This window comes from Marisediminitalea sp. (genome assembly GCF_984433645.1).
The window spans coordinates 1-11,351 of record NZ_CFIDRX010000141.1 but is presented as its reverse complement, the minus strand read 5'-3'; the positions used below and the strand labels follow the sequence as shown (position 1 = coordinate 11,351).

Annotated in this window: 8 protein-coding genes and 1 pseudogene; all 9 read right to left on the bottom strand. The window is 50.1% G+C overall.

Annotated features, from left to right (window positions below; all coding sequences use genetic code 11):
* Positions 1–571: pseudogene (locus tag AC4MRN_RS15680) on the bottom strand (beta-ketoacyl-ACP synthase III); the annotation flags it as partial.
* A gap of 156 nt (positions 572–727) precedes the next feature.
* Positions 728–1,315 (bottom strand): chemoreceptor glutamine deamidase CheD, encoded by a 588-nt coding sequence (gene cheD, locus AC4MRN_RS15675; protein ID WP_073323355.1) that lies wholly within the window; start codon positions 1,313–1,315, stop codon positions 728–730.
* Between the two features lie 4 nt (positions 1,316–1,319).
* Entirely contained in the window at positions 1,320–2,150 is an 831-nt protein-coding gene (locus tag AC4MRN_RS15670) for a CheR family methyltransferase (RefSeq protein WP_491203801.1), read from the bottom strand.
* A complete protein-coding gene (locus AC4MRN_RS15665) occupies positions 2,150–5,161 on the bottom strand; it encodes a PAS domain-containing protein (RefSeq protein WP_491203800.1) in 3,012 nt (1,003 codons plus the stop codon). Before AC4MRN_RS15665 ends, AC4MRN_RS15670 begins: the two co-directional genes overlap by 1 nt.
* Positions 5,162–5,222: 61 nt before the next feature.
* Positions 5,223–5,729 (bottom strand): chemotaxis protein CheW, encoded by a 507-nt coding sequence (locus AC4MRN_RS15660; protein ID WP_073323359.1) that lies wholly within the window; start codon positions 5,727–5,729, stop codon positions 5,223–5,225.
* Positions 5,726–7,672, bottom strand: a complete 1,947-nt coding sequence (locus tag AC4MRN_RS15655) for a chemotaxis protein CheA (RefSeq protein ID WP_491203799.1) — start codon at positions 7,670–7,672, stop codon at positions 5,726–5,728. The genes AC4MRN_RS15660 and AC4MRN_RS15655 overlap by 4 nt, the downstream gene beginning before the upstream one ends.
* Before the next feature lie 24 nt (positions 7,673–7,696).
* The gene (locus AC4MRN_RS15650; RefSeq protein ID WP_491203798.1) at positions 7,697–8,062 is read right to left on the bottom strand and encodes a response regulator; all 366 of its coding nucleotides are present in this window, start codon (positions 8,060–8,062) and stop codon (positions 7,697–7,699) included.
* Between the two features lie 23 nt (positions 8,063–8,085).
* Positions 8,086–9,267 carry a methyl-accepting chemotaxis protein gene (locus tag AC4MRN_RS15645; RefSeq protein ID WP_491203797.1) on the bottom strand — a complete coding sequence of 394 codons (1,182 nt, stop codon included), beginning with the start codon at positions 9,265–9,267 and terminating at the stop codon, positions 8,086–8,088.
* Between the two features lie 335 nt (positions 9,268–9,602).
* The coding region (locus tag AC4MRN_RS15640; RefSeq protein ID WP_491203796.1) for a choice-of-anchor I family protein at positions 9,603–11,351 on the bottom strand (1,749 nt) is incomplete at its 5' end.

Sequence of the window (11,351 nt, the reverse complement as noted above, 5' to 3'; positions counted from 1 at the left end):
TTTGTGGAGATACCAGCTCCGGATTAATCACTAACACACATTTGGCATTGCCCGACGCAATCATTTCCCACGCCCGGTGCATCCCAAAGGTCGCCGCAGAGCACGCAACCAACATATCAAAACCGAAACCTTCAATCCCCAACGCTTCCTGCACCTCAATCGCGATGGCAGGATATGCTCGCTGGGTGTAGGCGCACGACACAATCACTGCGTCGACATCCGCCGCCGTTTTATTCGCGTCGGCAAGGGCAAGTTTAGCGGCTTCAATGGCGATCTCGGCCTGGTTCGACATCTCGTCCTCGCCGCGCTCCGGGATAGCAGGCCGCATGCGTTGAATATCCAGCGCACCGTCTTTGCAATAAATATATCGGCTTTTGATGCCCGAGGCCTTCTCAATAAATTCCGCACTGGAATGAGGCTTAGCGTCCAGTTTACCGGCAGCAATGTCTGCATCGTGTTCTGCATTGTAGGCATCTGCCCACGCGTTATAGCTTTCTACCAGTTCTTCATTGGTTATTTTGTTGGGTGGTGTCCACAGGCCGACACCACTTAACACTACGGATGAATTCATATTATTTTCTGTCTCAATTCAGTCTGCCGCTGCATCACAGTTCACTCTTGCAGGGCTGTTAGATTCGCTTAAGCTTATACTTTTGACACAGAAAAGTCATGATCCTGTCGCGAAGTTTGATATGTATGTCGCTAATTTCTCTGATGGAACTCAACACTAGCCTTTTAGCAGCAACGCCTGTCTGTGCTGGCGTTCTCTTTCAAAAATGGTGGTGTTATTGAAGCGACGAATGCGTTTCATGTGAACGTCACCGGTTGCGGGGGTGTAATAGATTTTTCGCGCGTAGTCCTGACACAGATCCTGCCCAACAACAGGGATCCCCGTTTCTGACAAAAAGTGCTGTACAAAAGCGGCATTGGTTTGGCCGACGTCACACTTGTCAAAGCCGTTCAATACTTTGCCACCGCCAAACACCTTCGCTTCGAAGCGCGACCGTTGCCCGCCAAGCTTTTCGAGGTCCTCTATGAGGATAGTCATAGCGTGCTGGCCATATCGGGTAATGGCACTGCGCACCGTCGCATCCTCCCGGGTTGCGGTGGGCAGCATAAAGTGATTCATGCCCCCTACTCCCGCCATAGGATCGCGAATGCAGGCCGCAACACAAGACCCCAACACCGTTACAATAAGTTTGTCACCAGAGGTAGCAAAGTACTGCCCGGGCAACAGCTTAATGGCTTCACGTTGAAAGTGGGTGTCAAAATAAGCTATTGGTACCGTGTTGAACTCGCCAAATGCGTCATCCATACCGTTATTTCACAGGCCGGTAGAGAGTTTTCCCCATGGGGCGAACCAAATCGGTTTGCAAATTAAAGTTTTCCGAATGCCCTGCCACATACATGCCATCCGCCGGTAACAAATCTACCATTCGGGCGAGGAGTTTAAGCTGAGTCGGCTTGTCGAAGTAAATCATCACGTTGCGACAAAAGATCACATTAACCTCCCGTCTGAATCCCCAATCAGCTTGCTGCAAATTGATTTTCTTGAAGGTCACCATGTTGCGTAGTTCATCTACTACTTTTACCTTACCGGCATTATTGCCTGTACCACGGTGAAAGAACTGCTGTTTACGGCTGTTCGACAGCTTTTCAATGCTGTTAGCAGCGTAGACACCTCGTTGCGCGGTAGCCAGCACATTGCTGTCGATATCAGAGGCCACAATATTCACCGGAGGCTTGTAGCTGCCATAGACCTCTGCCACCACCATGGCAATGGAATAAGGTTCTTCACCTGTGCTACTGGCGGCACACCAAATCGTGTGCGTCTCTGGGTGTTCATGTAAGTACCTTGCCAGCGCGTCGAAGTGGTGTGGTTCACGAAAGAACGACGTCAGGTTGGTGGTTAAGGCATTAACGAATTGTTCCTGCTCGTCGGTGGAGGACGCCACATAGGCCAGGTATTCATTAAAGCTGTCCATGTTCAGTGCTCTGAGTCGTCTCGCCAAGCGGCTGTACACCATACCGTCTTTGGAGTCGGCCAGACGGATCCCTGCCTGGCTCATCAACGTTTTTCTTACCTTTTCGAAGTCGCTGCGATTAAATGCAAACTCCCGCTGGGCAGCGGGGGTCACAACGGCCCCCATTAGAACGTCTCCCACTCATCTTCTTCGGCCCGGGCGGGTTTCAGCATTGTTTTGGCGACTGGCGCTGGCGTTTTCAGGTAGCCGTTTACAGCCGGTTTTGCTACCGGGGCTACCGGATTGCTGAGTCTGGCCGGTGCTGACACCGCGGCTTGCAAGGCACTGCCGTCGAGCTTAAACGTGGTGACCCGGTCTGAGAGTTGCCCCGCCTGGTGGCGCAAGCTTTCCGCTGCGGCGGCGGCTTCTTCTACTAGGGCGGCATTTTGCTGCGTCATTTCATCCATTTGAACAACTGCTTTACTCACTTCATCGATACCTGAGGCCTGCTCGATTGACGCGGCGGCAATCTCCGACATGATGTCATTAACCCGTTTGATAGCAACGACAACGTCATCCATGGTTTCACCTGAACGGTTCACCAGATCGTTACCGGTGGTAATTTTAGTGACCGAGTCAGAAATCAATTCTTTAATGTCTTTGGCTGCTTCTGCAGAGCGCTGTGCAAGTGTTCTTACTTCACTGGCCACGACGGCAAAGCCACGCCCCTGCTCTCCTGCTCTTGCAGCTTCTACCGCGGCATTGAGAGCCAGGATATTTGTTTGGAAAGCAATGCCGTCAATCACACCTATGATATCTGAGATGCGCTGGGCCGACGCATTTATGGCTGACATGGTATCGACAACCTGCTTGATCATGTCGCCGCCTTCAGCGGCCACGGTGCAAGCCTGTGATGCCAGGTTATTGGCCTGCTCTGCATTTTCGGCGTTTAGCTTCACAGTGCCGTTTAGCTCTTCCATGCTGGAAGAAGTTTCTTCCAGACTTGATGCCTGCTGCTCGGTGCGTGAAGACAGATCCGCATTGCCAGTTGCGATTTCAGATGAGGCGGTATTGATAGTTTCAACTGCGTCGTTAATTTCACCAATGGTAGATCGCATGTTGTGAATGAACTGGTTAATGGCTTCGCCCAGTACTTTGAAGTCGCCCTCAAATTCGTGCTCGATGCCACAAGTTAAATCGCCGTCTGCCAGCTTTGTCATCACATCTTTCACGTCCGAAATGGTCGTGCGCATGTCCTGAATAAACTGATCGGTAGCCTGACCCAGCTCTTTGAATTCACCTTCAAATTCCTGCTCAATCTTGCACGACAGGTCGCCTTTGGCCAGCTGCGTCATTACGTGCTTGATTTCGTTAACGGCTTTGGTTCTTGCGGTCACATCGGTGGCAAACTTAACCACGCGGAATGGCTTGCCATTTTGGTCCAGAATCGGGTTGTAAGTAGCCTGAATCCAAATCTCGCGGCCGCCCTTGGCAATGCGCTTAAACTCGCCTGACGCGTAGTTTCCCTGATTGAGGCTTGCCCAGAAAGCTTTGTAGTCCGCGCTTTGTTTGTAAGTTTCATCAACGAACATGCTGTGATGCTTGCCTTTGATGTCGTCCAGGGAGTAGCCCATCGCTGCAAGGAAGTTTTCATTGGCGTTGATAATGGTGCCATCCAATTCAAACTCGATCACCGCCTGGGACTTACCAATAGCGTCAAGTTGCCCTTCAAAATAAGCATTTTTGCGCTTTTCTGCGGTGATGTCAGAGGCGTATTTCACCACTTTAAATACGTTACCTGCCATGTCGAAGATGGGGTTATATGAAGCCTGTATCCATATCTCCTCGCCAGCGCGGGTGACCCGCTTGAATTCACCGGAGAAGAATTGGCCGTTTGCCAGTGAAGACCAGAACGCTTTGTACTCCGCGGTATTTTGCGTTGCCGAGTCCACAAACATGCGATGATGCTGGCCTTTTATCTCTTCCAGGCTGTAGCCCACTGCATCGAGGAAATTCTGATTAGCCTCCAATATGGTGCCGTCGGGTTTAAAGGCGATAACGGCCTGAGACTTACCGATTGCATCAATCTGACCGGCATAGTCTGCCGCCCGGTACTTGGAAGCCGTAATGTCAGAGGCGTATTTCACCACTTTGAAGGGCTTGCCGTCCATGTCCATAATAGGGTTGTAGCTTGCCTGGATCCAAATATCCTTGCCGCCTTTGCCAACGCGCTGGTACTCACCACTGAAGAACTGTCCTGCTTTGAGTGACGCCCAAAACCCTTTGTACTCATCGGAGGCCGCATAATCCGATTGAACAAACATACTGTGGTGCTTGCCCTGAATTTCTTCCAGTTCATAGCCCACGGTATTTAAAAAGTTCTCGTTGGCATCCAGAATGTGCCCGGTTAAATCAAACTCAATCACTGCCTGAGACTTGCCAATCGCTGAAATCTGGCCGTTATAGTTAGCATTGAGTAATTTTTCCTGGGTCACGTCTGTGGCAAACTTAACCACGCGAACAACATTGCCATTGTCGTCAAATACCGGGTTGTAAGAGGCCTGAATCCAAAACGCCTGACCTTGCTTATTAATGCGCTTAAATTCACCTGAGTGTGTATTGCCTTGCTTGAGGTTCGCCCAGAAGCTGGTGTACTCGGCGGATTTAGCGTATTCAGCCTCAACAAACATTTTGTGATGTTGTCCCTGAATCTCTTCGAGTGTATACCCGGTCGCGGCTAAGAAATTACTGTTGGCGGTTTCAATTGTGCCATCGGGTAAGAATTCGATAACCGCCTGGACGCGGTCAATGGCATTTAACTTGCCTTGCTGAGCATTTAATTGCGCGTTGTCTGCCCACTCGAGAATGTATCCTTCAGCGACACCTGCTGGGTCGGTGAGCGGTGTAACAGTGAGTTGCAGGTTTTTATTGCCCACACTGACAGCTGCACCGTTAGTGTGTTGTGCCAGACGACCGAACATACCCTGCCCTAACGAGTCACAGTGTTGACCTGGAACCAGGGTAACCCCGCAGTTAGCAATACTTTGATAACACGCCTGATTGGCGTAAGTCACCACCCCGTGATTGTCTACCATCATGATGCTCGCGGCACTGTTATCCAGTGCTTTTTGTTGCATGACCGACAGTTTTTGTGCAGCTTTCAATGCATCTTGGTTGAACAGACTTAATACACCCATGATTTTACTCCATCACTCGGTTTGCCTGTTGATGTCCTTACACCGACAGGTAAATGGTTGGCTAACCTGCTAGTGCAGCGCTCTGACTGTTATCAACGAGCGCCAGGGCATCGCTGGTGATCAGCTTTTCGATATTGACTAAAATAACCATTGAATCGTCTACGTCTGCCAGGCCCAGTAAATACTGGCTGTCGAACGCAACCCCGAATTCAGGCGGCGGTAACACCTCGGCTTCCGTTAAACGCACCACGTCAGACACACCGTCTACCACAACGCCGACAATGCGGTCGTAGACGTGTAGCATGATCACAATGGTGAATTCGTTATAAGTGGGCTCGCCCACATCGAACTTTATTCGCAGATCCACGATAGGGACGATATCACCACGTAGGTTGAGCACCCCTTTAATAAATGCCGGTGCGTTGGCGATCTTGGTGGTCGCTTCGTAGCCGCGGATCTCTTTCACTGTAGTAATGTCGATGGCGTAGTACTCTTTGCCCAGCACAAAACTCAGGTATTCCCGTTCGTCAGACCCTACTGGCGATTGCTGCAACGTTGCTTCTGTCATGCGCATGCCTCTTGTTTTAAAGCGTCCTGGCAGGTTTGAGCAATGGAGTCCGCGTCCAGAATGAGCGCGACCTTGCCGTCCCCCATGATGGTTGCACCCGCAACCCCAGCGACTTTGCGATAGTGTTTTTCCAGGCTTTTAATGACCACTTGTTGCTGACCAAGTAACGCATCTACCTGTATACCAAACCGTTTTTTCCCACTTTCCAGTAACACCACGATCCCTTCTTCCGGTGCATCGATTGCCCCTTCAACGTCCATGAGTTCATGCAGCGCTACCAGTGGCCAGTATTCCCCCCGGATCCACAACACATTGTCATTACTGAGGCTTTGCAACTGTTCGGCTCTTGGCTGGAATGACTCAATGATATTGAGCAGCGGCACCACAAATATCTGGTCGCCCACAGCCACACACATCCCGTCGACAATGGCCAGAGTAAGCGGTAAATGAATATTGAATGACGAGCCTTCACCCACTTTGGATTCAATTTCAATTCGACCGCCGATTGATTCAATATTGCGACGTACGACGTCCATACCGACACCGCGCCCGGAGACATCGGTCACCTCTGCGGCCGTAGAGAAGCCCGGTTCAAATATCAGCTTCCAGATATCACTGTCCGGCATATCGTCAGAGTGAATCAGACCGTTCTCCATGGCTTTGTTGAGAATGCGCTCGCGGTTTAACCCAGCGCCGTCATCCTGAATACTGATAATGATACTGCTGCCTTTTTGTGCAGCACTGAGCACAACGGTGCCCGACGCAGGTTTACCCGCTGCCTGGCGTGTTTCAGGCGACTCAATACCGTGATCAATACTGTTGCGTACCAGGTGAGTAAGCGGATCCACCAGCTTTTCTATCAGGCTCTTGTCTATTTCTGTGGCACCGCCCTCAATAACAAGTTTGACCTGCTTACCGAGCTTCTGTGACAAGTCCCTCACAACCCGAGGGAAGCGATTAAATGTCATGTTGACAGGCAACATACGCATCGACATCACAGATTCCTGTATTTCACGCGTATTGCGCTGTAACTCATCAATTGCGGTTTGAAGCATCTCACCGGCTTTGCCGTCGACTTCGTTCCCGATCATAGACAGCATGGACTGGGTGATCACGAGTTCTCCGACGAGGTTAACCATGCCATCAATCTTGTATGTGTCGACGCGAATGGAGCCGGATTCTTTGGCTGGTGTTTTTGTTTGAGAGACTGCCTTGCCCTTTGCGATTGGCGTGACATTCTGTTTCGGTGTTACCGGGGCGGGCTGGCTTTTTTCGCTTTGTGATGCGGCAGGTTGAGCGGGCAGTGCCTCGTCATCAAAGAACCCAAAACCGGAGATGTCGTCTGTTTCTTTACCATCAGGTGCTTGTGGATTGTCTGTTGGAGCTTCAGCCCCAAAAGCCAAATCACCAAACAGGTCATCGGTTGCATCAACGGCTGTAGCGGGCTCGGCGATATCGTCAAAGTCGAAAAAACCAAAGCCATCGTCAATGCCTTCCGATTCCGCTATGTCGTCCTCGCTCTCACCGGCCTGAGCTACGGGCTCTGAGCTGCCGGTACTGCCAAGAACGGCCTCAAGCTTTTCGATACCGGCGTTAATGGCATCAGAAGGTAGCTCACCGCCGTCTTTATAAGCCTGCAGCGTTGCATTAAGCGTATCAACGGTTTCAAGGAACAGATCGACAATCTCGACCGATAAACTCATGGTTTGATTGCGTGCTCTGTCGAGCAGCGTTTCCATCACGTGGGTCAGCCCGGTCAGTGCATCGAAGCCGAAAATACCGCTGCCCCCTTTTATGGAGTGGGCCGCTCTGAAGATACTGTTTAATGCCTCGCTGTCGGGGTTATCGACATCAAGTGTCATTAATAAATCTTCCATGGCCTGCAAGTGTTCGTTACTCTCGTCAAAGAACACTGCATGAAACTGTTCTACATCAACGTTCATGTTCGCTCCTCAGGCCTGGGCCACTTATCCCAGTACCCGGCGCATTACGTTGAGTAACACATCCGGAGAGAATGGCTTGACCATCCAGCCTGTCGCACCAGCCGCTTTGCCAAGCTGTTTCATGTCGTCACTCGACTCGGTGGTTAACACAACAATTGGCGTGCGTTGAAACGTTACCAGGCTGCGCAAAGACTTAATCAGTGACAACCCATCCATGCGAGGCATATTCTGGTCGGTCAGCACAAAATCAAAGGTAGAGGCTTTGCATTTCTCCAGCGCGTCCAGACCATCTTCGGCCAGCGTGACCTTATAGTGTGCTGCTTTTAATGTGGTTTCGACCATTTGGCGAATTGAAACTGAATCATCCACAACTAAGATATGTTTTGACATGACCGATACTCCTGGGTTTTCACTCAGAACAATTCAACATCACCAGCGTCCATGGAAGACGCTGAAACCGGATTGTGATCAAGTTGGCCTTTGGCCACCAACTGGCTTTTGTAGTCTTCCATTTGCGTTTCCAGATGGCTGATATTGTGCGTGTCCAACTGGTCAGTGATCATGCTGATAATGCCGGCGGTGTGTTCCAGGTTCTGACCATTGATATCGCCGAATTGCATACCGCGAATAGCATCGCCCACTGTAGCGGAGAAGCGCGTATTCAAAGAACTCAGGGCTTCGGTAACAGACAAGTCCTGGGAAGCCTTGCCGGCAATTAGGCCAAGCTGTCCCTTGATGTGGTCTTTTTTGTTTGTCACCTGCGACAAGTCAATGGAAGACACGAAGCGCGCTTCTTTTTCGAGGTTGGTGATCATTTCCCCAATCATGCTCATTTGTTGCGTGATCACGCCACTGAACTCAGTAGAACGGGTAGATAATGCCCGCACCTCGTCGGCAACAACCGCAAACCCTCGGCCTGCCTCACCTGCTCTTGCAGCTTCTATAGCGGCATTCAGGGCCAGTAAATTGGTTTGCGATGAAATAGCATCGATATCACTCAAGGCTTTTTCCACGGTAGGCATAGCCTGATAAATTTGTTCAACCTGCGTCATTAAAGATTGGGTAGATGAACTGACCTTTTCGGTGGTATCAATAAACGACATCAGGGTTTCATCAGTCTCAGTGGCAAAGTCTTTCAGGTGTGCTGCGTATGACTGATCGGAACCTTCGAATGTCATCAGGGATTTAGTTAGCGTTTGCTGCTCTTCAACCAACTCCCGCAGCGCTGAGAATGATGTAGACAGGGTGTGCACAGCATCGTCCTGAGTAGATTTAACAGCCTGTATATTTTGCTCACACTCCGCTAACAGTTCCCGCAGTGCGCTGTTTATTGCGCGAATTCTGGGAGGCACTTCGTCAGAAGATGGTGATGGCAGTGGGTTTGTTTGCTCTGTTTTCTTTTGGGAATCATGCTGGCTTTGCCTGACGCTGAAAACCGTTGTCGCACCCACCGCTAAAGACACCGCGACCATGGCTAAAGTAGGAAATTGTGTATAGGTTGCTCCCCACGCCACCAAAAGTACAATAATCGATACCCAAACCCAGGTATATTCTACGGATTCACCTTGCTTCAATGGTCTTGCTACTTCGGCCATCACTACCTCAACCTACAGCACAATCTGTCCAAATCCGTTTGTACTCGTGCTGAACAGAATGTTTTCGACATATTGATTATGGTTCTTGAGCGCACTTACGCACAATTATACTTTTGGTTATTTTGTTTAAATTGCGCATTTAGTGACATTTGAGACAACCTGAAATAAGCATAGAATGCAATGAGACGATGTGCAACATAATGAAACTGATTTTCAATAGAAGGGGCCGTAGCCTGCTGACTTATTCGCTTTAGCGAGGTACAAACACAAAAAAGCCCGTGGCATTCACATGCAACACGGGCTCGATGTAAACCGGGCATGGAGCCCGGAATTAATTATTGCTGAGTGATACCGTAAACCGCTACGGTGCCACTGACTTCATTGCCTACAATTAACATAGGTTCACCAGTAACGCTGTCATCAGCAGAAACGAACAACAGGCTCTCTGGCGCAAGATCACCTATCGCATCGCCTACCGCCAGTCCTTCCGTAACATCGCGGTTATTGATGTAATCGACAAAAAACGCATCGTACGGATTGGTAATGTCGTAAATGAAAATACCGCCCATACGTTCCAGCCCGATAAATGCGTATGAACGCTCGCCAACTGTTCCGACAGTCAGTGCCTCTGGCTCAGGTCCTTTGTTTTCTGAACGTGAATCCCCTTCATTTTCGTCATCACCATTATTAAACTGAGCGCCATAAATCGATGCAGTGATTCGCTCAAAGTCATCACCTGAATCAAACACGACCAAGCCATTCTGATCCCAGATAGTAAAAGAGCGCGCACCATAGGAATAAGCCGCTTCATACTGGCCATCGCCATCCATATCACCCAACGCGTTTGTGACACGCAGATCGTCGGTTTCTCCGTTTGCATGCAATGCTTCCAGTAACGAACCCGGTGCCGCGGTCAGGTCTTTCACTTTGACTTCTTCAGTAAATGCCAGGCATTCACCATCATCGAAATCCTGCCCACCTGCCGCTGTACACTCTGCTTCTGTGAGATCATCGCCAATAAAGTACTCGCGTGCATCACCTTCGTTGGCGGTAAGGAGGAAAGGCGCTTCTTTCCAGGTATACATGGCAATCGTATCCGGCATATAAACACCATAAAGGCCCGCATACTTGCCAAAGCTCACTTCACCGTCTTCCTGAGCATCGATATTCAGCGCAGACCAATCCTTAAAGCCCAGTCCCAGTACATTCACTTCCAGCGAGGTCAAATCGATGACCGCAACGCCATTGTTTTCCTGCAGAGTGACAAACGCTGTGTCGTTATTAGCCGTAATGTATTCAGGCTCCAGATCCTGAGCAACACTGGTGGTGATAGTAACACCATTAATTGTGCGACCTTCCGGGTTTGGAAAATGCATGCCCATGGCCATTAAGCCCGCTTTTTGCGAATTGAATTCGGTAAAATCAATCAGTGTTGCAGTATCTGCAGGCACACCATCAGTAACAGTAATAACGGCCACTGAGCCTTCCGGGTCAATAGTATAGTCGCCGCTTGGCTCACCTTCGTTTGCAACAAGTACTTTGCTGCCATCCGGAGTAAACGTCACCATATCTGGCAGATTGCCTACTTCCACTGCTTTCAGGAAAACCGGTGCCGAACCCGATACGCCGGTGTAAAACAAGATGAAGCCGTTGTCGCTTTTGTCATCTGCAGGTACCGCCACGGCAAGCAAATCACCCGACAATGCAATACTGGTTAAACCATCCAGCGCAACTCCATCGATTTCATCGGCCAGGGTAATGCTGGTGCCGGTTGTCAGGTTGAAGTCAGTGATTGGATTGCTCATTGACTCGGCAGTCAGATCCGCAGTACTGACCATTTCGACGGTATTGGCATCGCTATTGGTGACATAAATTGTATTCGTGTCCACGTCATACTGAACAATCTCTGCTGCGCCTTCAGCATCCAGGCTAGCCCGGCCAATCACAGACAAACGAATACCCTGCAGGGCATTCTGACCATCAGTGCCGTCAGCGCCCGCCTCACCCTGAGGACCCTGCGCACCAGTGGCACCGTCTTGTCCGTCATCGCCTTCTAGGCTACAACCACCCAATAATCCTGCAAT

Bases quoted from the DNA above. Each gene is read 5' to 3' on its own strand.
- cheD (WP_073323355.1), bottom strand. From the start codon at position 1,315: ATGGATGACGCATTTGGCGAGTTCAACACGGTACCAATAGCTTATTTT.
- AC4MRN_RS15670 (WP_491203801.1), bottom strand. From the start codon at position 2,150: ATGGGGGCCGTTGTGACCCCCGCTGCCCAGCGGGAGTTTGCATTTAAT.
- AC4MRN_RS15665 (WP_491203800.1), bottom strand. From the start codon at position 5,161: ATGGGTGTATTAAGTCTGTTCAACCAAGATGCATTGAAAGCTGCACAA.
- AC4MRN_RS15660 (WP_073323359.1), bottom strand. From the start codon at position 5,729: ATGACAGAAGCAACGTTGCAGCAATCGCCAGTAGGGTCTGACGAACGG.
- AC4MRN_RS15655 (WP_491203799.1), bottom strand. From the start codon at position 7,672: ATGAACGTTGATGTAGAACAGTTTCATGCAGTGTTCTTTGACGAGAGT.
- AC4MRN_RS15650 (WP_491203798.1), bottom strand. From the start codon at position 8,062: ATGTCAAAACATATCTTAGTTGTGGATGATTCAGTTTCAATTCGCCAA.
- AC4MRN_RS15645 (WP_491203797.1), bottom strand. From the start codon at position 9,267: ATGGCCGAAGTAGCAAGACCATTGAAGCAAGGTGAATCCGTAGAATAT.